The organism is Mangrovactinospora gilvigrisea, from assembly GCF_001879105.1.
Lineage (GTDB): Bacteria > Actinomycetota > Actinomycetes > Streptomycetales > Streptomycetaceae > Mangrovactinospora > Mangrovactinospora gilvigrisea.
In genome coordinates, this window is the sequence record NZ_MLCF01000080.1 from 14738 (window position 1) to 37728 (window position 22991).

Genomic DNA, 22991 nt, shown 5'->3' on the forward strand with positions numbered 1-22991 from the left:
CGTCGCGATGTCGGCGCGGTCGGTGGCGTCCGGGAGGGTTCCCGAACACCAGAGCGTGAGTCACACTCGCGTCGTGCCGATAGAGATCGAGTGGGACCCCGACGACGGCCCGTCCGAGCCCTCCGCCCACGACGTCCTGGACAACGAGCGCCCCCGCCGCAGGCGCAGGCTCCCGCGGCTGCGCACCCGCATCGTCGTGCTCACCGCCGCCGCCGCGCTCCTCGCGGCGTACGGCATCCACGCCCTGCACCCCGGCGGACGTACCGCACCCACCGCCGCCCCCGACCCCGGGCGCCCGTTACCCGCCTCGGCCGCCGTCCCCCGCCCCGCCGCCGGCGCACTGCTGCGGGACGACACCGGCGCCGGCGAGATGCCCTCCCGGCTCATCCTCGTCCGCCCCGACGGAACCCTGCGCGGACCCGTCACCCAGCAGAGCGTCCCCGCCCAGACCGCCCGCGGCACCGACCCGTGCGCGGTGCCGCTCGCCAACGGCACCGAGGTCCTGCTGGAGACCGCCTGGCAGCCCGCCCTCGGCGGCCGCCTCGCCGTGCAGCCCCTGGACCTCGGCACCGTCCCCGCGCCGCTGAAGTCCTGGACCGCGGACGGAGGTTGGGGCGACAGCCCCGCCGCGGGCTCGCTGCTCGGGGTCACCGCCGGCGGCACCGTCTGGGAGGCGGACAACGCCTACACCGCCGCCGGCACCGCCAACCCGATCGGCAGCAACTGGACGATCCGGGTGGCGCACGGCATCGACGGCACCCCCAAGGCGCCGCCCGGCACCGAAGGACGCCCGCTGGACGGCGCCCACTTCCCCGGCCTGCACCCCGCCGCCGTCCTCCCCGGGGCGGCCGGCAGCGGACCGGCCGGCAGCGGCCCGGCCGTCGTCCTGACCAGCGCCCTCGACGCCGGCCTGTGGACCTCCGAGCGGCTCACCGTCGACGTGCTGTGGCCGGCCAACCCGGGCGGCGGCGACGCTGCCATGCTCTTCACCACCACGACCACCGGCCGCATCGTCGCCTTCGACACCGTCGACCGGACCGCCGCCGCCATCGCCCTGGACGGCCCCTGCACCGCGGAGGGCTGCGACCCGCCCCTGGTCACGCTCCGCTTCACCCCGGGCGGCACGCACCGCGCCGCCGTCCGGATGCCGCGCGGCTGGCGCTACCTGGAGGGGCTCGACGACGGCCGCCTCGCCGTGCTCCCCGGCACCGGCCGGTTCGTCTTCGCCGTCCGCCGCGAGGGCGACAACTCCCGCTACGCCCTCGCCGAGGCCCCGCTCACCGGGGGCGCCGCCACCCTGGTGCCCGGCAGCGCCGGCCTCGCCCGGATTGGCAGCACGGTGGTCGCCGCCTCCGGCGACACCGTCCTGTTCCTGGTCGACGCGCCGGAGCCGGAGTCCCCCGGCCGGGTCGGCGTCGCCTCCTGGACGCCGGGCGGCGGCCGCGCCCGGATGCTCGCCCACGACCTCCCGGCCGACCGCCTGGTCTGCGCGGTCCCGCCGACGGACAACTAGGTTGGGGTCCATGGACGACCAGGACCACGGGATGCGGGCGCCGCGCACCGGCGCGACCGCGCTCGGCGCGGACGGCGCGGGCGGGGAGGACGGCCGGGTGCGGATGACGGCCTGGGTGCGGGGGCGCGTCCAGGGCGTCGGCTTCCGCTGGTGGACCCGGGTCCGGGCGCTGGAGATCGGCGGCCTCACCGGATCCGCGTCCAATCTCGCCGACGGCCGCGTCCAGGTGGACGCCTACGGCGACCGCGCGCGCTGCGCGCTCCTGCTGGACTGGCTCCGCAACGGCGACACGCCCGGGCGCGTCGACGGCGTCACCGAGATCTGGCGTCCGTCCGATCGGGCGACGGCACCGGCCGAGGGCTTCGCGATCAAGTAAAAGGGGCCGCTGACCCGCGGAGGAACCCTTCGAAGGCGCTTGCGCCCCGGCCCGCGGCGTGCTTGACTCCCGCGCAAGGCACAAGACGATCTCATGGCTGACCGACGGAAGTGACGGCGCAGGCCCGATGCGCGCAGTGAGGCGCATGCATCGAGGGCCCGCCGCGGCACGCCGTGATCGTGTTGACCCTCTCGCTGTTTGGTGAGACGCTGAAAACCCGCGCACTCGTACCGTGTCGGCCGACATGCGGACCCCGCCGCAGGCCGGTCAGAGAGTGAGCGCGCGGCCAACGCGAAAACACCTCTCGACCCACCACCGCTTGGGGTCGGTCACTCAGCGTGGAGGACCATCCATCATGGCAAAGGCGCTTCTCGGTTACGTCGGCGGCCCCGACCCGCGACTGATCGGAGAGATGCGTCGTCTGCAGCAGCGCGTCCAGGATCTCGAGTCCGAGCTGGTCCGCATGCAGGCGGAGAATGACGCACTCACCGAAGCAGTGCACAACGAGTCGCTGATCGACATCGACGTACACCAGGTGGAGCCGGCACTGGCCTGAGCCAGCAGCCGGTCAGCCGGCCTCCCGCGGCACTGCCGCCGGGCCAGGCCGGAATCCGCCGAAGGATATCCAAGGGACGCCCCAGCCGGCGTCCCTTCGTCGTTGGCGCCGTGCGTCGTCCGCTGCCTCTGCCATGGTCCCCGCTCCCCGCTTCGTCCCCGCGATCTCCCGTCCCTCTGCTGGTGGTGTGCCCCCGGCCCGCGACCGCGAAACCGGTAGAGTCCGTTGACGCTGCCGTTGTCGGCGATTGTCCGCGAGGGAGAGGCGAGGAGAACTCCGCGTGCACCTCAAGAGCCTGACGCTCCGTGGGTTCAAGTCGTTCGCGTCGGCCACGACGCTGCGGTTCGAACCGGGCATCACCTGCGTGGTGGGCCCCAACGGCTCGGGCAAGTCCAATGTGGTGGACGCCCTCTCCTGGGTGATGGGGGAGCAGGGCGCCAAGTCGCTGCGCGGCGGCAAGATGGAGGACGTCATCTTCGCCGGCACCACCGGGCGGGCGCCGCTGGGCCGCGCCGAGGTGAGCCTGACGATCGACAACTCCGACGGCGCGCTGCCCATCGACTACGCCGAGGTGACGATCACCCGGACGATGTTCCGCAACGGCGGCAGCGAGTACGCGCTCAACGGCGACCAGTGCCGGCTGCTGGACATCCAGGAGCTGCTCTCCGACTCCGGCATCGGCCGCGAGATGCACGTCATCGTCGGCCAGGGCCAGCTCGACTCGGTGCTGCACGCCGACCCCTCCGGGCGGCGCGCCTTCATCGAGGAGGCGGCCGGCGTCCTCAAGCACCGCAAGCGCAAGGAGAAGGCGCTGCGGAAGCTGGACTCGATGCAGACCAACCTCAACCGGGTGGCCGACCTGACGGCCGAGGTGCGGCGGCAGCTGAAGCCGCTGGGCCGGCAGGCGCGGGTGGCGCGCCGGGCCGCCGTCATCCAGGCCGACCTGCGCGACGCCCGGCTCCGGCTGCTCGCCGACGACCTGGTGCAGCTGCGCAAGGCGCTCGCCGAGGAGGCCGCGGACGAGCGGGCCCACAAGGAGCGCCGGGCCGCCGTCGAATCGGACCTGGCCGCGGCGCAGCGCACCGAGGCCGAGCTGGAGCGGCGGGTCGCCGCGCTCGCCCCGCGGCTGGCGCAGGCGCAGGACACCTGGTTCCAGCTCTCCTCGCTCGCCGAGCGGGTGCGCGGCACCGTCGGGCTCGCCGAGCAGCGCGAGCGCAGCGCCGCCGGCCAGCGCGAGGAGTCGGCCTCCCGACGCGGCCGCGACCCGGAGGAGTTGGAGCGGGAGGCGGCGCGCGTCCGCGAGCAGGAGGCGGAGCTGCAGGAGGCGCTGGAGGGCGCGAAGTACCAGCTGGCCGAGGCCGCGGAGGCGCGGGCGACGCTGGAGCGGGAGCTGGAGGAGGAGGAGCGCCGGCTGCGCGCCGCGGCCCGCGCGGTCGCCGACCGCCGGGAGGGCCTCGCCCGGCTCCAGGGCCAGGTGCAGGCGGCCCGCGGCAAGGTGGCGTCCGCCGAGGCCGAGATCGGCCGGCTGGGCGTCTCCCGGGACGAGGCGGCGGCCCGCGCGGAGGCGGCCCGCGCCGAGTACGAGGAGCTGAAGGAGCGCGTCGGCGCCACCGAGGACGGCGAGGCGGGCGACGGCGGCGTGCTGGAGGCCGCCGAGGAGGAGGCCCGCGAGGCGCTGGCCGCCGCGGAGGAGGAGCTCTCCGCCGTCCGCGAGGAGTCGGCCGCCGCGGAGCGGGAGCGGGCCGGGCTGACGGCCCGTCACGAGGCGCTGGCCCAGGGGCTGCGCCGCAAGGACGGCGCCGCCGCGCTGGCCGGGGCGGCGGCCGACGGCGGCCTCGCCGGGGTGCTGGGGCCGGCCGCCGAGCTGCTGTCGGTGGAGCCCGGCTTCGAGGCGGCGGTGGCCGCCGCGCTGGGTGCCGCGGCGGACGCGGTGGCGGTCGCCGATGTGGCGGCCGCGGCGGCCGCCCTGCGCCATCTGCGGGAGGGCGACATAGGGCGTGCCGCGCTGCTGGTCGGCGGCGCCGGGGCGGGCGAGGAGCAGGTCGGCGCGGTGCCGGCGGGCGCGCGCAGCGCCGCCGAGGTGGTCAGGGCGCCCGGGGCGCTCGCCGGGGCGGTGCGCCGGCTGCTCGGCCGGGTCGCCGTGGTCGGCACGCTCGACGAGGCGGCGGCGCTGGTCGGGGAGCGTCCGGAGCTGGCCGCGGTGACCCGGGACGGCGATGTGCTGGGCGCGGCCTTCGCGCACGGCGGCGCCGGCGGCGGGGAGAGCCTGCTGGAGGTGCAGGCCGCGGTCGACGAGGCGGCGGCGCGGCTGGAGGCCGTCGAGGAGCGCTGCGAGCGGCTGACGGAGCGTCTGGCCGCGGCCAAGCAGGCCCGGTCGGAGGCGGCCGGGCACGCGGACGAGGTGGCGGCGGCCCGCCGCCGCGCCGAGAAGGAACGGTCCCGCGCGGCCGGCGAGCTGGGCCGGCTCGGCGGCCAGGCGCGCGCCGCCGAGGGCGAGGCGGAGCGGCTGGCGTCCTCCGTCGACCGCGCCCAGCAGGCCCGCGCCGAGGCCGCCGAGGCGCTGGAGGTGCTGACGGCCCGTCTGGAGGCGGCCGAGGAGGAGCCGGGGGAGGAGGAGCCCGACTCCTCCTACCGCGACCGGCTCGCCGCGGACGGCGCCAACGCCCGGCAGACCGAGATGGAGGCGCGGCTCTCCGTCCGCACCCACGAGGAGCGCGTCCGCGGGCTCTCGGGCCGCGCCGACGGACTGGACCGCGCGGCGCGCGCCGAGCGGGAAGCGCGGGCCCGCGCCGAGGCGCTGCGGCGGCGGCTGGAGCGGGAGTCGGCGGTGGCCGGCGCGGTGCGCGCGGGCGCGGCCAACCTGCTGCTCTTCGTGGAGGCCTCGCTGGGCCGGGCGGAGGCCGAGCGGGACGCGGCGCAGCGCGGCCGCGCCGAGCTCGACGGCCTGCTGCGGGAGGCCCGCGAGGCGGGGCGCTCGCTCGCCGGCGAGCTGGAGAAGCTGACGGACACCGTGCACCGCGGGGAGGTGCTGGGCGCCGAGAAGCGGCTGAAGATCGAGGCGCTGGAGGGGCGGACGCTGGAGGAGTTCGGCATCGAGCCGTCCGGGCTGGTGGAGGAGTACGGGCCGGAGCAGCCGGTGCCGCCGTCCCCGCCGGCCGAGGGGGAAGAGCGTTCGGAGGATCCGGAGGCGCCGGAGAACCGGCCGCGGCCGTTCGTCCGGGCCGAGCAGGAGAAGCGGCTGCGCGCGGCGGAGAAGGCGTACGCCCAGCTGGGCAAGGTGAACCCGCTGGCGCTGGAGGAGTTCGCGGCGCTGGAGGAGCGGCACAAGTTCCTCACCGAGCAGCTGGAGGACCTGAAGAAGACCCGGCGCGACCTGCTGACCGTCATCGCGGAGGTGGACGAGCGGGTCGAGCAGGTCTTCACCTCCGCGTACGAGGACACGGCGCGCGAGTTCGAGGGCGTCTTCTCGCGGCTCTTCCCGGGCGGCGAGGGGCGGCTGGTGCTCACCGACCCGTCCGACATGCTCACCACCGGCGTGGAGGTGGAGGCGCGGCCGCCCGGCAAGAAGGTGAAGCGGCTCTCGCTGCTCTCCGGCGGCGAGCGATCGCTGACCGCGGTGGCGCTGCTGGTGTCCATCTTCAAGGCGCGGCCCAGCCCCTTCTATGTGATGGACGAGGTGGAGGCGGCGCTCGACGAGACGAACCTGCGGCGGCTCATCTCGATCATGGAGGAGCTGAGGGATTCCTCGCAGTTGATCGTCATCACCCACCAGAAGCTCACCATGGAGTCGGCGGACGCCCTCTACGGCGTGACGATGAAGGGCGACGGCATCTCCGAGGTCATCTCCCAGCGCCTGCGGGACGGCGACCGGGAGACGGCGCGGGTAGGCTGACGCGGCGGGCCCGTCGGGGATACTGGGTCCCGTTATGGACACTCTCACCCTTGTCATCGTCATCGTCGTCGCCGCGATCGTGGTGGTCGGCGGGGGCGCCGGCCTCGTCGTCTCCGGACGGCGGCGCAAGGCGGCCCTGCCGAAGCCGGCGGCGCCCCAGGCGCCGGTCGAGCAGGCGCCCGCGCGCGAGCCCGAGCCCGAGCCGCAGGTCGGCGACGAGGCCGCGCCGCCGAAGGAGGAACCGCGCCGCACCGTCGAGGAGGTCGAGCTCCCCGGGGAGCCCGAGCCAGCGGCGGCGCCCGCCGAGCCCGAGAAGCCCGCGCTGGAGGTGCCCGAGCCGGCCGCCGGCCGCCTGGTGCGGCTCCGCTCCCGGCTCTCGCGCTCCCAGAACACGCTGGGCAAGGGCCTGCTGGCGCTGCTCTCCCGGGACCATCTCGACGAGGACACCTGGGAGGAGATCGAGGACACCCTGCTCACCGCCGACATCGGCGTGCAGCCGACGCAGGAGCTGGTCGAGCGGCTCCGCACCCGGGTGAAGGTGCTCGGCACCCGCACCCCGGACGAGCTGCGCGCGCTGCTCCGCGAGGAGCTGCTGACGCTGATCGACCCGGAGATGGACCGCGAGCTGCGCACCGCGCGGCACGCCGAGGCCGACCCGTCCCGCCCCGCGGTGGTGATGGTGGTGGGCGTCAACGGCACCGGAAAGACGACGACCTGCGGCCGCATCGCCCGGGTGATCGTCGCCGAGGGCCGCACGGTGGTGCTCGGCGCCGCCGACACCTTCCGCGCCGCGGCCGCCGACCAGCTGCAGACCTGGGGCGACCGGGTGGGCGCGCGGACGGTCCGCGGCCCGGAGGGCGGCGACCCGGCGTCGGTGGCCTTCGACGCGGTCAAGGAGGGCATCGCGGACGGCAGCGACACCGTGCTGGTGGACACCGCTGGCCGGCTGCACACCAAGACCGGGCTCATGGACGAGCTGGGCAAGGTGAAGCGGGTCGTGGAGAAGCACGGCCCGGTGGACGAGGTGCTGCTGGTGCTGGACGCCACCACCGGTCAGAACGGCATGGTGCAGGCGCGGGTCTTCGCCGAGGTGGTGGACATCACCGGGATCGTGCTGACCAAGCTGGACGGCACGGCGAAGGGCGGCATCGTGGTGGCGGTGCAGCGGGAGCTGGGGGTGCCGGTGAAGCTGGTCGGCCTCGGCGAGGGCGCGGACGACCTGGCGCCGTTCGAGCCGGGCGCGTTCGTGGACGCGCTCATCGGGGAGTAGCGCTCCGCGTTCCGCGCCGCGAGCGTTCCGCGCCGCGGGTGTTCCGCGCGGAACGCTACGGCGCCGGGGCCGGCTCCCGCGTCCGGTGGCACGCGTACGCCAGCGTGCCCAGCAGGAGCCGCGCCTCGGGAGGCCGCGCCGCGGTCGGCGCGGACGGCGGCCGCAGCCACCGCGCCAGCACCGACGGGGGCGCGGGGAGGTACTCCCCGCGCCCGTGGCACACCACGTCGAGCCCCGCGTCGTCCCAGCCCATCTTGTAGAGCAGATCGGGCAGTTCGGCCGCGGCCCCCGGCGCGACGAAGAAGAGCGTGCGGCGACCCTCGCGGCCGTCGGCGCGTCCGTCGGGGAGCGCCAGCACCGGGCCGAGCCGGGAGCCCATCCGCTCCAGCCGGACCATGGCGCGGCACCCGGCCGCCTCGGGGACGTCCAGCGCGTCGAAGCGGTCGCCGAGCGGGAGGAGGACCGTGGTCTCGGCCTCGGCCGGCCACAGCTGCTCGACGTCCGCCGCGCGCGTTCCGCCGGGCAGGCGTGCCGCCGGCGGGCCCTCGGGGTGGCGGCCGGGCGCCGCGCAGTGCGGCAGGCCGCAGGAGCACCGGTCGCCGCGGACCAAGTGGGCACCGGGGACCACGGGCCAGCCCCAGCGCTCGGTGTACTGAGCCACCGCCCGGCACACCGTGGCGCGGGTGCGGCGGCGGGGTCGCGAGCCGAGCATGATGTCCATGTCACCCCCAACGGGTCAGGATCGCCGATGGTTACGCGCTTGTGACGCTCCGTGTGCTTCCGATTGCCTGCGTGTGCCGGTGCTGCCTCGGGACGCCTGCCCGCCAGCTTTCCGGTGCGTGGCGGCGTGCGCCAATAGCGCACGTGGCGAGGGCAGGGCGCGTGTCGCTTCGTGCACGCCCTGGCGCAATGCCGGGGGTGTTCGGCATGCTCCAGGGAGGAGTGGGCGACCCGTCCCACGTCAAGTCAATCGTGCCCGGGTGGCGATCGGTTCGGGCCTAGGGGTGGCGAAGGGTGGCGTTTGCGGTGGCGGACTCGCCAGGGGGTGACCCGAAGGGTTACGTTCGGTTCACAGGCCATGGCGCTACGTCAGATCCGTGGGTATGCCGGAGGCAATTGCACCACCGGCGCACCCGGCGCGGCGCCGGCGGCGGACTCGATTGTCGAATCCCCGTTGACGGCCCACGGAGCGCCGCCGTCCGGTGCACCCGGGAGACCGGGTGGTCGGCCCCCGCGTGCAGCGGCGGGGACCACCGGGCGGAGGCACAGCAGCGGGGAAACCCGGAATGGGGGCGTTCCGGTGGCTGACAAACCACCAAACGACCGACTGGCGTCCTGGTTCGTGAGAACAGGATGGTCCAAGGGCGAGCTGGCGCGCCAGGTGAACCGCCGGGCGCGCCGGATGGGCGCGCTCCACGTCTCCACCGACACCTCCCGGGTGCGCCGCTGGCTCGACGGCGAGCAACCGCGCGAGCCGATACCGAAGTTGATGTCCGAGCTCTTCTCCGAGCACTTCGGCTGCGTCGTCACCGAGGAGGATCTGGGGCTGCGCGCCGCCCCCGCCGCGCCCGCCCTCTCCGGTGTCGACCTGCCCTGGTCGGGCGAGCGCACCGTGCGCATGCTGGGCGAGTTCTCCCGCAGCGATCTGATGGTCGGCCGCGGCGGGTGGCTCGGCAGCTCGCTGTCGGTGACGGCCGGCCCGGATCTCGTCGAGTCGATGCAGCGATGGCTCGGCCCGGCCCCCGGCGCCGCGCGCTTCCCCGACGGGGCGGCGCAGGGCGACGACTGCGGCCTGCCCCTGCCGCGGCGCCGTCCCGGCGCGTCCTTCGCCGGCACCCCCGAGCACCTGGTGCCCGGCCCCGCCGGCAGTCGCGTCTCGCGGCTCTCCGCCCCCGAGGTGGAGCTGCTGGAGGAGACCACCCGCCGGTTCCGCGAGTGGGACGCCCAGTGCGGCGGCGGCCTGCGCCGCAAGGCCGTGGTGGGCCAGCTCCACGAGGTCACCGACCTGCTCCAGGAGCCCAACCCGCCCGAGCTGCGCGCCCGGCTCTTCCGCACGGCCGGCGAACTCGCCCACCTCGCCGGGTGGATGTCCTACGACGTGGGCATGCAGCCCAGCGCCCAGAAGTACTTCGTGCTGGCCCTGCACGCGGCGAAGGAGGCCGGCGACCGCACCCTCGGCGCCTTCGTGCTCTCCGCGATGGCCCGTCAGATGCTGCACCTCAACCGGGCCGAGGAGGCGCTGGAGCTCGTCCACCTCGCCCAGTACGGCAGCCGCGGCTCCGGCACCCCGCGCACCACGGCCATGCTGCTCGCCCTGGAGGCCCGCGCGCACGCCAACCTCGGGGAGCCCAACCGCTGCCACCGGGCCGCCTGCCAGGCCGAGACGGTCTTCCAGGAGACGGCGGTCGGCGGCGAGGAGCCCGAGCCCGACTGGATGGCCTTCTTCACCGAGGCCGAACTGCACGCCGAGAACGGCCACTCCTACCGCGACCTCGCCTACCGCGGCGACCGCAGCCCCGTCTGGGTCTCCCGCGCGGTGCCCGAACTGGAGCGGGCCGTCGCGCTGTTCGCGGCCGACGGCAGGCACCAGCGCTCGCACGCCCTCAACCTCGTCGGGCTGGCCAGCGTGCACCTGCTGCAGGGCGCGCCGGCGGCGGCGGTGCCGCTCGCCCACCGGGCCGTCGACATCGCCGTCCGGATCCGCTCCGAACGGGTCAACACCCGGCTGCGCCGCACCACGCACGCGGCGGTGCGCAGCTACACCGGGGTCGCCGAGGTCGTCGACCTCTCCGACCGCCTGCTGATGGACCTGCCCGAGCTGGCGGCCGCCGGCTGAGCCGTCCCGGCCGATGACTCCGGCCGCGCGCGCCCCTTTGGTTTGCTCGGCTCCCCCACGCCAGATCATCCGGAGCGGGCGGCGCGGCCGGTTGAGATCTCCTTAACGCGCACGAAACAGAGCACGGCGGAACGTCACCCGGACGACACAAACCGCGGCGCGCTCGGAAACAGCGGATCGGCATTCTGCACCACCTGATCCCCCGAGCAGGCCGAGGAGACCGCCGATGCCCCATGGCTTCAGCGCAGGCGATACCGCCTACATGCTCATCAGCGCAGCGCTGGTGATGGTGATGACACCCGGGCTGGCGTTCTTCTACGGCGGCATGGTCCGCGTCAAGGGCGTCCTCAACATGCTGATGATGAGCTTCATCAGCCTCGGCATCATCACAGTGCTGTGGACGCTGTACGGCTTCAGCGTCGCCTTCGACAGCGGCAACGCCGTGCTCGGCGGCCTCGACTGGCTCGGAATGCGCGGCATCGGCCTCAACCAGCTGTGGACGGGCACCGGCATACCCATCTATGTCTTCGCCTCCTTCCAGCTGATGTTTGCGATCATCACCCCGGCGCTGATCAGCGGGGCGCTGGCGGACCGGGTGAAGTTCACCGCCTGGGCGCTGTTCATCGCCCTGTGGGGGACGATCGTCTACTTCCCGGTGGCGCACTGGGTGTGGGGCTCGGACGGGTTCCTCTTCAAGTTCGGCGTCATCGACTTCGCGGGCGGCACGGCGGTGCACATCAACGCCGGTGTGGCGGCGCTCGGCGTGATCCTGGCGATCCGCAAGCGGATCGGGTTCAAGCGCGACCCGATGCGCCCGCACAACCTGCCGCTGGTGATGATCGGCGCCGGTCTGCTGTGGTTCGGCTGGTTCGGGTTCAACGCCGGCTCCGCGCTCTCCGCGAACGGCGTGGCCGCGGTGATGTTCCTCAACACCCAGGTGGCCACGGCGGCGGCGATGCTCGGCTGGCTCGTCTACGAGCGGATCAAGCACGGCCGGTTCACCACGCTGGGCGCGGCCTCCGGCGCGGTGGCGGGCCTGGTGGCGATCACGCCGTCCGGCGGCTCGGTGAGCCCGCTGGGCGCGATCGCGGTCGGCCTGATCGCGGGCGTGGCGTGCGCGGCGGCCGTCGGCCTGAAGTACCGCTGGAACTACGACGACTCGCTGGACGTGGTGGGCGTCCACATGGTCGGCGGTATCGTCGGCTCGCTGCTGATCGGCTTCTTCGCCACCGGCGGTGTCGGCCAGACCGCGAAGGGCCTCTTCTACGGCGGCGGGCTCGCGCAGCTGGGCAAGCAGTGCGTGGGCGTGCTGACCGTGCTGGTCTTCTCCGGTGTGGTGTCCTTCCTGCTGGCGAAGGCGATCGACAAGACGATGGGCATGACGATCACCGAGGACGACGAGGTGAGCGGCATCGACCAGGCGGAGCACGCCGAGACGGGGTACGACTTCACCGGGGTGGCCGGCGGGTCCGCGAAGAAGGTCGAGGCGAAGGTCTCGACGGCGAAGAAGGTCGAGAAGAAGGTCGAGGCCGACGCATGAAGCTCATCACCGCGGTGATCAAGCCGCAGCGGTTGGACGAGGTGAAGGCCGCGTTGGAGGCCTTCGGCGTGCACGGCCTGACGGTCACGGAGGCGAGCGGGCACGGTCGGCAGCGCGGGCACACCGAGGTGTACCGGGGGGCCGAGTACACCGTCGACATGGTGCCGAAGGCGCGGGTCGAGGTGCTGGTCGAGGACGAGGACGCCGAGGAGCTGATCGACGTCGTCGTCAAGGCGGCGCGGACCGGCAAGATCGGCGACGGCAAGGTCTGGAGCGTCCCCGTCGAGACGGCGGTGCGCGTCCGCACCGGCGAACGAGGCCCCGACGCGCTGTAGCGGTGCCGCCCCTGCCGCCCCTGCCGCCCCTCCGCCCCGGCACCCCACCCGGGGTCCGCGCGGTGACAGCGGACCTGGTGGCCTCCGGGAGGGGCGGCGGGCAGGGAGCACGGACCACCGTGAGGGAGAAGGAAACCCGATGACCCCCGACGGATTTCGTGAGGCCCGCGCACAGCTGCTGAAACAGGGCCTGCCCGCCGAGCGGGAGCGCCTCTCCCTGACCGCGCTCACGGACGGCTGGCTCCAGTCCCTCTTCGAGGGGCCGGGCGCCCTCGCCGCCGTCGGCGGCTACGGCCGCCGCGAGCTGAGCCCCTACAGCGACCTCGACGTCGTGCTGCTGCTCCCCAAGGGCGCCGCCCCCGACGCGGAGCGCCTCTGGTACCCGATCTGGGACGCCGGCCTCGCCCTCGACCACTCCGTCCGCACACCCGCCGAGGCCGCCGCCCTCGCCGGCGAGGACATCAAGGTCGCCCTCGGCCTGCTGGACGTCCGCCACCTCGCCGGCGACCCCGCCCTCACCGAGTCCGTCCGCACCCGCGTCCTCGCGGACTGGCGCGCCGATGCCCCCCGCCGCCTCCCCGAGCTCCGCGACCTCGGTCGCGAGCGCGCGGCCCGGCACGGCGAGTTGATGTACCTGCTGGAGCCCGACCTCAAGGAGGCCCGCGGCGGCCTCCGCGACCTCACCGCGCTCCGCGCCGTCGCCGCCTCCTGGACCGCCGACGCACCCCACGACGGCCTCCGCGAGGCCGCCGCCGTCCTGCACGACACCCGGCGCGCGCTGCACCGCGCCACCGACCGCGCCACCGACCGCCTGGCCCGCGCCGACCGCGACGGCGTCGCCGCCGAACTCGGCCTGCTGGACGGCGAGACGCTGCTGCGCCGCGTCTACGAGGCCGGCCGCACCGTCGCCTACGCCGCCGACGTCACCTGGCGCGAGGTCGGCCGCGTCCTCGACACCCGCCGCGGCGGCCGCGCCGGACGCGCCGGCCGGCACAGCCTCGGCCTGCGCCGCCGTCGCGGCGGACCCGTCCCGCACCCCGGGCAGCCGCTCGCCGAGGGCGTCGCCGAGCAGGACGGCGAGGCCGTCCTGGCCGCCGGCGTCCGCCCCGAGCGCGACCCCGTCCTGCCGCTGCGCGCCGCGGCCGCCGCCGCCCAGGCCGGCCTGCCGCTCTCCCCGCACGCCGCCGCCCGCCTCGCCGACTGCCCGCCGCTCCCCGTCCCCTGGCCGGACGAGGCCCGCGAGGCGCTGCTCGCCCTGCTCGGCGCCGGCCCCGACGCGCTGCAGGTCTGGGAGGCGCTGGAGGCCCGACGCCTCGTCAGCCGGATGCTGCCCGACTGGGAGCGGGTGCGCTGCCGCCCGCACTCCAGCCCGCTGCACCGCTGGACCGTCGACCGCCATCTGCTGGAGACCGCCGCCCACGCCGCCGCCCGCACCCGCCGGGTGCACCGCCCCGACCTGTTGCTCGCCGCGGCGCTGCTGCACGACATGGGCCGCGGCTGGCCCGGCGACCACGCGGTCGCCGGCGAGACCATCGCCCGCGACATGGCCGGCCGGATGGGCTTCGGCAAGGAGGACGCCGACGTCCTGGCCCGCCTCGTCCGCCACCATCTGCTGCTGCTCACCACCGGATCGCGCCGCGACCCGGAGGATCCGGCCACCCTCGCCCCGGTCGTAGAGGCGGTCGGCGACGCCGGGACGCTGGAGCTGCTGCACGTCCTCACCGAGGCCGACGCGCTGGCCACCGGCCCGGAGGTGTGGACGGACTGGCGCGCCCAGCAGGTGGACGCGCTGGTCGAGCGGGTCGGCGCGGTGCTCGCCGGGGACGCCCCGCCGCCGCCCGCCGAGACCGTGGGCGCCGAGGAGGAGCGGCTGGCGGTGGAGGCGGCCCGCACGGGGGAGCCGGTGCTGACGGTCCGTCCGGGGTCGGAGGGCGCACCCAGCGCCGAGATCCTGCTCGCCGGGCCGGACACCGACGGCTTCGCCGCGATCGCCGCCGGGGTGCTGGCCCTGCACCGGGTGGCGGTGCGGGCCGCCGCGGCGGACGTCATCGACCCGCTGGGGCAGGGCCCGGTCGCGGTGCTGGCCTGGACGGTGGCCGCCGACCGCGGGACGCTGCCGGCCGCGGCCCGGCTCCGGCAGGACCTCGTCCGGGCGCTCGGCGGCGGACTGAAGCTGGAGAGCCGGCTGGCCAAGCGGGACGAGGCGGCCCGGACGCCGCGTCCCGGCTTCCCGGAGCCGCGCGCGGTCGCCGTCCCGGGCGCCTCGGCCACCGCGACGGTGCTGGAGGTGCGCGCCCACGACGGCCCCGGCCTGCTGCACCGCATCGGCCTCGCGCTGGGCGCCGCCGGCGTCCGGATACAGCGGGCCCGCGTCAGCACCTTCGGTGCGGACGCGGTCGACACCTTCTACGTCCTGGACCCGGACGGCGCTCCCCTCTCCCCGGAGGCGGCGAAGGCGGCGGCGGCCACTGTGGAGCGCGAGCTGAGAGGCGCGCCAGGGGCACGCGGGGGGCGAGGGGAACCGAGGGAGTCGCGCACCAGAGCCTGAACCGTGCGCGCGGACCGTTACCCTGGGGGACGACCATCGCGGCGCGCCGCCGCGCCGCCCGCTGCCAATGAGGATTCGCGACCGACGTGTTCGACACCCTTTCCGATCGCCTTGCCGCGACCTTCAAGAACCTGCGCGGCAAGGGTCGTCTGTCCGAGGCGGACATCGACGCCACTGCCCGCGAGATCCGCATCGCCCTGCTCGAGGCCGACGTCGCGCTCCCTGTGGTGCGCGAGTTCATCAAGCAGGTCAAGGGTCGGGCGGCGGGCGCCGAGGTCTCCCGGGCACTGAACCCGGCCCAGCAGGTCATCAAGATCGTCAATGAGGAGCTGATCCAGGTCCTCGGCGGCGAGACGCGCCGCCTGCGGTTCGCCAAGAACCCGCCGACCGTGATCATGCTCGCCGGCCTCCAGGGCGCGGGCAAGACCACGCTCGCCGGCAAGCTCGGCAAGTGGCTCAAGGACCAGGGCCACACCCCGCTGCTGGTCGCCGCCGACCTCCAGCGCCCCAACGCCGTCAACCAGTTGAGCGTCGTGGCCGAGCGCGCGGGCGTCGCCGTCTACGCCCCCGAGCCGGGCAACGGCGTCGGCGACCCGGTCAAGGTCTCCGAGGACTCGATCGAGTTCGCGCGCACCAAGCAGCACGACGTCGTGGTCGTCGACACCGCCGGCCGGCTCGGCATCGACCAGGAGCTGATGCAGCAGGCCGCGGACATCCGCGACGCCGTCAAGCCCGACGAGATCCTCTTCGTCGTCGACGCCATGATCGGCCAGGACGCGGTCACCACCGCCCAGGCCTTCCTCGACGGCGTCGGCTTCGACGGCGTGGTGCTCTCGAAGCTGGACGGCGACGCGCGCGGCGGCGCCGCCCTGTCGGTGGCCTCGGTCACCGGCAAGCAGGTGATGTTCGCCTCCAACGGCGAGAAGCTGGACGACTTCGACGCCTTCCACCCCGACCGGATGGCCTCCCGGATCCTCGGGATGGGCGACATCATGTCGCTCATCGAGCAGGCCGAGCGGACCTTCAGCGAGGAGGAGGCCCGCAAGGCCCAGGAGTCCGTCTCCAAGCTGCGCCGCGGCGGCGGCAAGGAGTTCACCCTGGTGGACTTCCAGCAGCAGATGGAGCAGGTCCGCAAGATGGGCTCGATCTCCAAGCTGCTCGGCATGCTGCCCGGCATGGCGCAGATGAAGGACCAGATCGCCAACATCGACGACCGCGACCTGGACCGCGTCTCGGCGATCATCAAGTCGATGACGCCGGGCGAGCGCGACGACCCGAAGGTCATCAACGGCTCGCGGCGGGCCCGCATCGCCAAGGGCTCGGGCGTCTCGGTCGGCGAGGTCAACCAGCTCGTGGAGCGGTTCTTCGAGGCCCGCAAGATGATGTCCCGGATGGCCCAGGGCGGCGGCATGCCGGGCATGCCCGGCATTGGCGCCGGCGGCGGGGCCAAGCGCAAGGCCAAGCAGCAGAAGAAGTCCAAGGGCAAGCAGCGCAGCGGCAACCCGATGAAGCGCAAGGCCGACGAGCAGGCCGCGGCCGAGCGGCGCGCGGCGGCCGCCGCGGGCGAGCTGGAGCCGGGCGCGATGCCGGACGACGGCGGGCAGTTCGAGCTGCCGAAGGAGTTCAAGGACATCCTCGGCGGCGACGCGAAGTGAGCGCGGCGGGGGGCTTCCGGGTTCGGATACGCGAGCCGCGGGCGTCCGACGCGCCGCTGTACGCGGCGGCGGTGCGGCGCTCCGCGGAGCTGATCGGGCAGTGGAACCCGGTGGAGCCGGACGGCTTCCCGGACCTGCTGCACCGCCAGGGCGACGCGCTGCGCACCTTCCTTCTGATCAACGAGGAGGACGGCGGGCTGGCCGGCAAGGTCAACGTCTCGGGGATCGCCCGCGGGCGGTTCTGCAACGCCTCGCTGGGGTACGACGCGTACCTGCCGTACGCGGGGACGGGGCGGATGACGGAGGGGCTGCTGCTCGTCGTCGACCGCTGCTTCGCGCCGGAGCCGGAGGGGCTGGGGCTGCACCGGCTGGAGGTGAGCGTCCAGCCGGGCAACACGCGGTCGCTGGCGCTGGCGAAGCGGGTGGGGTTCCGGCACGAGGGGTTCTCGCCGCGCTTCCTGTACCTCAACGACGCCTGGCGCGACCACGAGCGCTTCGCGCTCACGTCGGAGGAGTGGGTCCCGCTGGCCGCACGGTAGCGGTCCGCGCGGTGCCGCCGGGTCCGCGGCCCCGCCCGCGGTCCGGCGGCGGGGCCGCGGCCCGTCAGGCGGAGCGGGCGATGACGTAGCGGAAGACGTTGCTCATCCGGACGGTGCCGTCCGGCCGCGCGTAGCCGTGCAGGGACTCCTCGATCTCCTTGGCCACCGGCCCGTCGCCGACCCGCCGCGCCGCCGGGTCGAAGAGCCCCGTCGACCGCAGCCCGCGCACCGCGCTCTCCATGTCCGGGTAGGCGAACGGGCAGTTGATCCGTCCGCCGCCCTCCGGCCGCAGCCCGGCCGTCAGCGCGAGCCGCTCCAGCGCGCCCGGCGCGCTCAGCCGGAACGCCCGGGAGCTGTCGCCGTCGCCCTCCCCGCCGGTGCGCGCCAGCCGCTCGGAGAGCTCCAGCACCGCGCCCGTCTCGCAGCGCTCCCGCGGTCCCCACCCGGTGAGCACCACCTGCCCGCCGCGCCGCGCATGCCGGCGCGCCCGCGCCACCAGGACGCCCGGCTGCTCCGCCCGGTACAGCTCGAAGAGCGTCACCACGTCGTGCTCGCCCGGCCGCACCGCGGCCGGCCGCAGCCCCCAGCGTCCGCGCGCCGCGGCGGGGGAGGCCTCGTCGCAGTCCGCGCAGGTGTCCGCGAGCCCGCCCGGCGGCGTGCCGGGGGGCGCGTCCGCCACCGCGTGCCCGCGGCCCACCGAGCGCAGCCGCTGCCGCGCCAGCTCCAGCCGCGCCCCGTCGTCGTCGTGGCCCTGCACGGACGCCCCGCGGGACGCCGCCATCAAAAGCGCCAGCCCCGAGCCGCAGCCCAGACCCAGCAGCCGGGTGCCCGGGCCGACGTCGAGGCGGCCGTAGACGGCCTCGACCAGCGGGGCGAGCATCCGCTCCTGGATCTCCGCCCAGTCGCGGACGCGGGAGGCCGAACCGGGCTCCGGCGGAAGGGCGTTGGCGCTCCCGGCCGGCTGCGCGGACGGTGCGGAAGCGGTGTGCGCGGAGTGCTGCCACGGTGCGCTCAGGGTGCTGGCGGGACCCATCGCGACACCCCCAATCGGGACGGGGTGGGAGGGGAACGGTGCGGGAACCCCTTCCATCTGACCGCGCTTCCGGCCCCGCGTCCAGAGGCACAAGGGGGCGCGTTGGATGCTTCCGCGCGCCGCCTTCGTGCGCCTCGATTCCCGTTCCCGCGCCATCGCCCCGTACGATCTGGGGCCATGGCAAAGGCTCCCGTGCTCACCCCCCAGTCGGACGACTTCCCGCGCTGGTACCAGGATCTGATCAACAAGGCCGAGCTGGCCGACAACGGCCCCGTGCGCGGCACGATGGTCGTCCGACCGTACGGGTACTCGCTCTGGGAGCGGATGCAGTCCGAGATGGACGACCGCATCAAGCGGGCCGGGGCCGACAACGCCTACTTCCCGCTCTTCATCCCGCAGTCCTACCTCAGCCGCGAGGCCGAGCACGTCGAGGGCTTCAGCCCCGAGCTCGCCGTGGTCACCCACGCCGGCGGCAAGGACCTGGAGGAGCCGGTCGTCGTCCGGCCCACCTCCGAGACGATCATCAACGAGTACTTCTCCAAGTGGGTGCAGAGCTACCGCGACCTGCCGCTGCTCATCAACCAGTGGGCCAACGTGGTCCGCTGGGAGCTGCGCCCCCGCGTCTTCCTGCGCACCACCGAGTTCCTCTGGCAGGAGGGCCACACCGCCCACGCCACCTTCGAGGACGCCCGCGACTACGCCGCGAAGATCCACCGCGAGGCCTACGAGGACTTCATGGTGAACGTGCTGGCGCTCTCCGTGGTCCCCGGCCGCAAGACCAAGGCCGAGCGGTTCGCCGGCGCCATCAACACCCTCACCTGCGAGGCGATGATGCGCGACGGCAAGGCGCTGCAGATGGGCACCAGCCATGAGCTGGGCCAGAACTTCGCCAAGGCCTTCGACACCCAGTACCTCGCCAAGGACGGCTCCCGCGAGCACGTCTGGCAGACCTCCTGGGGCTCCTCGACCCGCATGGTCGGCGGGCTCATCATGGGCCACGGCGACGACAACGGGCTGCGGGTGCCGCCGCGCCTCGCCCCGATCCAGGCCGTGGTCGTGGCGATCAAGGAGGACGAGGGCGTCCTCGCCGAGATCAAGGCGATCGCCGACCGGCTCTCCGCGGCCGGCGTCCGCGTCCGGGTCGACGACCGCACCGATACCCCCTTCGGCCGCCGCGCCGTCGACTGGGAGCTGAAGGGCGTGCCGCTGCGCATCGAGCTCGGCCCCCGCGATCTGGCCGAGGGCCAGGCCGTGGTGGCCCGCCGCATCCCCGGCGGCAAGAGCCCGGTCTCCTTCGAGAAGCTCACCGAGACGGTCCTCGCCGCGCTGGAGGAGGACCAGGAGACGCTGCTGCGCGAGTCGCGGGAGCGCCGCGAGTCGCACACCGCGGACGTCGCCACCGTCGAGGAGGCGCTGGAGGCCTCGGCCACCGGCTGGGCCCGCATCCCGTGGGCGACGCTGGGCGTCGAGGGGGAGAAGCAGCTGGCGGCGCAGGCCGTGACGGTGCGCTGCCTGGTGCGCGAGGACGGCGGGGTGCCGGAGTCGGACGACGAGCCGGGCGCGATCGCGGTCGTCGGCCGTTCCTACTGATTCCGGCCGTTCGCGCGCAAACTCGCGCCTTACCGAACGGTAGGTCGGGCGGCGGCGAATTTGCCTCCGCTTGACTCTCTGTCAAATTCAGAAACCTGGCGCGGAGTGGCGCGGATTCAGGAACCCCGCGCCACTCCCCTTCGTTTGCCGGATGTGAGCACGACACCACCTGTTCTTGCCGCCGAACTCGCCGTGGCCTGGGCCGACATCCAGCGCCACCATCCAGAGCTGCCCGATCTTGCCGTGCCGGAGTCGCTCATCGACGAGTCCTCCTCCGCCTGCGGGACGGAACTCAGCTTCGAACGCCTCCTGCACGAGGCCGCCCACGGACTCGCCGCCGCGCGCGGAATCCGGGACACCTCGCGCGCGGGGCGCTACCACAACCGCCGCTTCCTGGCCGTCGCCGACGAGCTGGGTCTGGAGCATCCCGACGACGCGCACCCCAGCAGCGGGTTCTCGCTCGTCGTGATGCGCCCGGAGACGCGGCGCCGCTACGCGTCGACGATCGAGCGGCTGAGCCGCGCACTCGGCGCCCACCAGTCGTACACCACCGGCACGGCCACCGGACGCGCGTTCCGCGGGCCGGCGGCACGGCACTCCTCCTCCGGGGGCGGAGTGCGGGCCAAGGCGGTGTGCGGGTGCGGGCGCAATGTGCGGGTCGTTCCGTCGGTGCTGGCCAAGGCGCCGATCGTGTGCGGCGGTTGCGGACAGCCCTTCACCATCGTCGACCCCGCCGCCAACCCCACCGCGACCCCCGCCAGGGTCGCCTGACCCGTCCCCTGCGACGGGCCGCAGGGGGAGAGCGGCCCGACGCCCCGACACGTCCCGCGCCCCGGCGCGCCCACCAGCCCGTGGTGGTGCGCCGGGGCGCGCGGCCACGGCCGCGAGCACCCGCCGCGGCATGGCATACTGGTCCGCTGAACCCGACAGCCGCTGGACCCTCTCGCCTCGGCTGACGTGTCCACCGAGCGCAGGCCGTCCGCAACCCCACGCGAACGCGCACCGCTCACCCGCGTCAACTTCAGGAGACACCACTCCCGTGGCAGTCAAGATCAAGCTGAAGCGCATGGGCAAGATCCGTGCGCCCTACTACCGCATCATCGTCGCCGACTCGCGCACCAAGCGCGACGGCCGGGCGATCGAGGAGATCGGGCTGTACCACCCGATCGAGAACCCCTCGCGCATCCAGGTCGACGCCGACCGCGTCGCCTACTGGCTGGGCGTCGGCGCGCAGCCGACCGAGCCCGTCGAGGCGATCCTCAAGGTCACCGGCGACTGGCAGAAGTTCAAGGGCCTGCCGGCCCCGGCGCCGATGAAGGTCGCGGCGGAGAAGGCCAGCAAGCAGGCCCTCTTCGAGGCCGCCGCCAAGGAGGCCGCCGACGAGCCCAAGGGCGAGGCGACCACCCCGAGGAAGAAGGCCGAGCCCAAGGCCGAGAAGACCGAGGCCAAGGCCGAGGCGAAGACTGAGGCCAAGAGCGACGAGGCCCCCGCCGACGCGCCCGCCGAGGGCTGACATGCTGGACGAGGCCCTGGAGCACTTGGTCAAGGGCATCGTCGAGAACCCCGACGAGGTGCAGGTGCACACCAAGAACCTGCGTCGCGGCCGTGTTCTCGAGGTGCGGGTCCACCCGGACGACCTCGGCAAGGTCATCGGCCGCAGCGGCCGGACGGCGCGGGCACTGCGCACCGTCGTCGGGGCCCTGGGCGGCCGCGGAGTCCGCGTCGACCTCGTCGACGTCGACCAGATCCGCTGACGGATCGCCCGAGCAGCCTCTTCGAGGGGCCGGACGGACGCGCACGCGTCCGCCCGGCCCCTTTCTTCCGTTCTCCCCCCACCCCCATCCAGACCCGCACGTCGCAAGGAGCGCCCCCCATGCAGCTGGTCGTCGGCCGGATCGGCCGCGCCCACGGAATCCAGGGCGAGGTGACCGTCGAGGTGCGCACCGACGAGCCCGAGCTGCGCCTCGCGCCCGGCGCGGTGCTCGCCACCGACCCCGCCGGACGCGGTCCGCTGACCATCGCCGACGGGCGGGTGCACAGCGGCCGGCTGCTGCTGCGCTTCGAGGGGGTGGCCGACCGCACCGCCGCCGAGGCGCTGCGCAACACCCTGCTCGTCGCCGAGATCGACCCCGAGGAACTCCCCGACGACCCGGAGGAGTTCTACGACCACCAGCTGGTCGGGCTGGACGTGGTGACGGTGGACGGCGAGCCGGTCGGCGAGGTCCGCGAGGTGCTCCACCTGCCCTCCCAGGACCTGATCGCGGTGGATCCCGGCGGCCGGTTCCGCGGGATCCGCGGCGAGATCCTGATCCCGTTCGTCACCGAGATCGTCCCCGAGGTCGACCTGGAGGAGCAGAAGCTCGTCGTCGACCCGCCCCCCGGCCTGCTGGACGACGCCGACGCGGTGACCGCCTCGGCCCCCGAGGGCGCCGAGGCCTCAGAGGCCGCCGGGGCCGCCGAGGAGACCGGGGCCGACGGCGACCCGCGGACCGACGGGGCCGGGTGACGGCGGTGCGCATCGACGTCGTCACGATCTTCCCCGAGTACCTCGCCCCGCTGGACGTCTCCCTGGTCGGCAAGGCCCGCGCCCGCGGCCTCCTCGACGTCCGCCTGCACGACCTGCGCGCCTACACCGGCGACATCCACCGCACCGTGGACGACACCCCCTGCGGGGGCGGCCCCGGCATGGTGATGAAGCCCGAGCCGTGGACGGACGCCCTGGAGGACATCGCCCCGCCCGGCGCCGACGGCCCCGCGCCCCGGCTGATCGTCCCCACCCCCAGTGGCCGGCCCTTCACCCAGGCGCTCGCCGGCGAACTCGCCGAGGAGCCCTGGCTGGTCTTCGCCCCGGCCCGCTACGAGGGCATCGACCGCCGCGTCTTCGACGAGGCCGGCACCCGGATGCGCGTCGACGAGGTCTCCATCGGCGACTACGTGCTGGCCGGCGGCGAGGTCGCGGTCCTGGTGATGGTCGAGGCCGTCGCCCGGCTGCTGCCCGGCGTGCTGGGCAACGCCGAGTCGCACCGCGACGACTCCTTCGCCCCCGGCGCCATGGACAACCTGCTGGAGGGCCCCGTCTACACCAAGCCCGCCGAGTGGCGCGGCCGCGAGGTCCCCGAGGTGCTGCTCTCCGGCCACCACGGCCGGATCGCCCGCTGGCGGCGCGACGAGGCGCTGCGCCGCACCGCCGCGATGCGCCCCGAGCTGCTGGCCCGGCTCGCCCCGGGCACCCTGGACAAGCACGACCGCAAGCTCCTCGACGAGCTGGGATTTCCGGTTCCCGAGGACCGTGTGGAAGAATGAGCCGC

General features: G+C 74.6%; 19 protein-coding genes. 17 read left to right on the forward strand and 2 right to left on the reverse strand.

Annotation, left to right across the window (positions count from 1 at the left end):
• Nucleotides 1-73 precede the first annotated feature (73 nt).
• From BIV57_RS15060 to ftsY, 5 genes are all read left to right on the forward strand, one after another.
• Nucleotides 74-1513 carry a hypothetical protein gene (locus BIV57_RS15060; protein WP_071657318.1) on the forward strand — a complete coding sequence of 480 codons (1440 nt, stop codon included), beginning with the start codon at nt 74-76 and terminating at the stop codon, nt 1511-1513.
• A gap of 103 nt (nt 1514-1616) precedes the next feature.
• Complete coding sequence (locus tag BIV57_RS15065) at nt 1617-1889, forward strand: acylphosphatase (RefSeq protein ID WP_071657344.1); 273 nt, start codon at nt 1617-1619, stop codon at nt 1887-1889.
• Between the two features lie 355 nt (nt 1890-2244).
• Nucleotides 2245-2445: a hypothetical protein gene (locus BIV57_RS15070; protein ID WP_071657319.1), complete on the forward strand. Its 201-nt coding sequence runs from the start codon at nt 2245-2247 to the stop codon at nt 2443-2445.
• Nucleotides 2446-2725: 280 nt separating this feature from the next.
• A complete protein-coding gene (smc, locus tag BIV57_RS15075; RefSeq protein WP_071657320.1) occupies nt 2726-6337 on the forward strand; it encodes a chromosome segregation protein SMC in 3612 nt (1203 codons plus the stop codon).
• A gap of 34 nt (nt 6338-6371) precedes the next feature.
• The gene (gene ftsY / locus BIV57_RS15080) at nt 6372-7607 is read left to right on the forward strand and encodes a signal recognition particle-docking protein FtsY (RefSeq protein ID WP_071657321.1); all 1236 of its coding nucleotides are present in this window, start codon (nt 6372-6374) and stop codon (nt 7605-7607) included.
• A 55-nt stretch (nt 7608-7662) separates the two neighbouring features.
• Here the strand turns inward: ftsY and BIV57_RS15085 are convergent, their stop codons facing one another.
• Entirely contained in the window at nt 7663-8328 is a 666-nt protein-coding gene (locus BIV57_RS15085; protein WP_071657322.1) for a bifunctional DNA primase/polymerase, read from the reverse strand.
• A 621-nt stretch (nt 8329-8949) separates the two neighbouring features.
• Between BIV57_RS15085 and BIV57_RS15090 the strand changes: the two genes are divergently transcribed.
• The 6 genes from BIV57_RS15090 (at nt 8950) to BIV57_RS15115 (ending at nt 17060) form a co-directional block, all read left to right on the forward strand.
• Nucleotides 8950-10443, forward strand: coding sequence for an NsdA family TPR-like regulatory protein (locus BIV57_RS15090; protein WP_245797689.1), 1494 nt, complete (start codon nt 8950-8952; stop codon nt 10441-10443).
• A 226-nt stretch (nt 10444-10669) separates the two neighbouring features.
• Nucleotides 10670-11983 (forward strand): ammonium transporter, encoded by a 1314-nt coding sequence (locus tag BIV57_RS15095; protein ID WP_071657324.1) that lies wholly within the window; start codon nt 10670-10672, stop codon nt 11981-11983.
• The gene (locus BIV57_RS15100; protein WP_071657325.1) at nt 11980-12318 is read left to right on the forward strand and encodes a P-II family nitrogen regulator; all 339 of its coding nucleotides are present in this window, start codon (nt 11980-11982) and stop codon (nt 12316-12318) included. The genes BIV57_RS15095 and BIV57_RS15100 overlap by 4 nt, the downstream gene beginning before the upstream one ends.
• Before the next feature lie 139 nt (nt 12319-12457).
• Nucleotides 12458-14866 carry a [protein-PII] uridylyltransferase gene (locus BIV57_RS15105; RefSeq protein ID WP_071657326.1) on the forward strand — a complete coding sequence of 803 codons (2409 nt, stop codon included), beginning with the start codon at nt 12458-12460 and terminating at the stop codon, nt 14864-14866.
• A gap of 86 nt (nt 14867-14952) precedes the next feature.
• On the forward strand, nt 14953-16521 hold the full coding sequence (gene ffh / locus BIV57_RS15110) for a signal recognition particle protein (protein ID WP_071657327.1): 1569 nt from the start codon (nt 14953-14955) through the stop codon (nt 16519-16521).
• Nucleotides 16518-17060 (forward strand): GNAT family N-acetyltransferase, encoded by a 543-nt coding sequence (locus BIV57_RS15115; RefSeq protein WP_071657328.1) that lies wholly within the window; start codon nt 16518-16520, stop codon nt 17058-17060. The genes ffh and BIV57_RS15115 overlap by 4 nt, the downstream gene beginning before the upstream one ends.
• Nucleotides 17061-17124: 64 nt before the next feature.
• Here BIV57_RS15115 and BIV57_RS15120 read toward each other — a convergent pair whose 3' ends face one another.
• The gene (locus BIV57_RS15120) at nt 17125-18093 is read right to left on the reverse strand and encodes a hypothetical protein (RefSeq protein ID WP_071657329.1); all 969 of its coding nucleotides are present in this window, start codon (nt 18091-18093) and stop codon (nt 17125-17127) included.
• Nucleotides 18094-18270: 177 nt separating this feature from the next.
• Between BIV57_RS15120 and proS the strand changes: the two genes are divergently transcribed.
• From proS to trmD, 6 genes are all read left to right on the forward strand, one after another.
• Nucleotides 18271-19683 carry a proline--tRNA ligase gene (gene proS / locus BIV57_RS15125; protein WP_071657330.1) on the forward strand — a complete coding sequence of 471 codons (1413 nt, stop codon included), beginning with the start codon at nt 18271-18273 and terminating at the stop codon, nt 19681-19683.
• 153 nt (nt 19684-19836) lie between these two features.
• Entirely contained in the window at nt 19837-20454 is a 618-nt protein-coding gene (locus BIV57_RS15130; RefSeq protein ID WP_071657331.1) for a hypothetical protein, read from the forward strand.
• A 268-nt stretch (nt 20455-20722) separates the two neighbouring features.
• Entirely contained in the window at nt 20723-21196 is a 474-nt protein-coding gene (rpsP, locus tag BIV57_RS15135; RefSeq protein WP_071657332.1) for a 30S ribosomal protein S16, read from the forward strand.
• 1 nt (nt 21197) lies between these two features.
• A complete protein-coding gene (locus BIV57_RS15140; protein ID WP_071657333.1) occupies nt 21198-21437 on the forward strand; it encodes an RNA-binding protein in 240 nt (79 codons plus the stop codon).
• A gap of 119 nt (nt 21438-21556) precedes the next feature.
• Nucleotides 21557-22189, forward strand: coding sequence for a ribosome maturation factor RimM (gene rimM, locus BIV57_RS15145; RefSeq protein WP_071657334.1), 633 nt, complete (start codon nt 21557-21559; stop codon nt 22187-22189).
• 5 nt (nt 22190-22194) lie between these two features.
• Nucleotides 22195-22986 carry a tRNA (guanosine(37)-N1)-methyltransferase TrmD gene (gene trmD, locus BIV57_RS15150; protein WP_071657345.1) on the forward strand — a complete coding sequence of 264 codons (792 nt, stop codon included), beginning with the start codon at nt 22195-22197 and terminating at the stop codon, nt 22984-22986.
• Nucleotides 22987-22991: the final 5 nt, after the last annotated feature.

Bases quoted from the DNA above. Each gene is read 5' to 3' on its own strand.
- BIV57_RS15065 (WP_071657344.1), top strand. From the start codon at position 1,617: ATGACGGCCTGGGTGCGGGGGCGCGTCCAGGGCGTCGGCTTCCGCTGG.
- rimM (WP_071657334.1), top strand. From the start codon at position 21,557: ATGCAGCTGGTCGTCGGCCGGATCGGCCGCGCCCACGGAATCCAGGGC.
- BIV57_RS15085 (WP_071657322.1), bottom strand. From the start codon at position 8,328: ATGGACATCATGCTCGGCTCGCGACCCCGCCGCCGCACCCGCGCCACG.
- BIV57_RS15140 (WP_071657333.1), top strand. From the start codon at position 21,198: ATGCTGGACGAGGCCCTGGAGCACTTGGTCAAGGGCATCGTCGAGAAC.
- BIV57_RS15120 (WP_071657329.1), bottom strand. From the start codon at position 18,093: ATGGGTCCCGCCAGCACCCTGAGCGCACCGTGGCAGCACTCCGCGCAC.
- BIV57_RS15095 (WP_071657324.1), top strand. From the start codon at position 10,670: ATGCCCCATGGCTTCAGCGCAGGCGATACCGCCTACATGCTCATCAGC.
- BIV57_RS15105 (WP_071657326.1), top strand. From the start codon at position 12,458: ATGACCCCCGACGGATTTCGTGAGGCCCGCGCACAGCTGCTGAAACAG.
- BIV57_RS15070 (WP_071657319.1), top strand. From the start codon at position 2,245: ATGGCAAAGGCGCTTCTCGGTTACGTCGGCGGCCCCGACCCGCGACTG.
- proS (WP_071657330.1), top strand. From the start codon at position 18,271: ATGGCAAAGGCTCCCGTGCTCACCCCCCAGTCGGACGACTTCCCGCGC.
- BIV57_RS15100 (WP_071657325.1), top strand. From the start codon at position 11,980: ATGAAGCTCATCACCGCGGTGATCAAGCCGCAGCGGTTGGACGAGGTG.
- ftsY (WP_071657321.1), top strand. From the start codon at position 6,372: ATGGACACTCTCACCCTTGTCATCGTCATCGTCGTCGCCGCGATCGTG.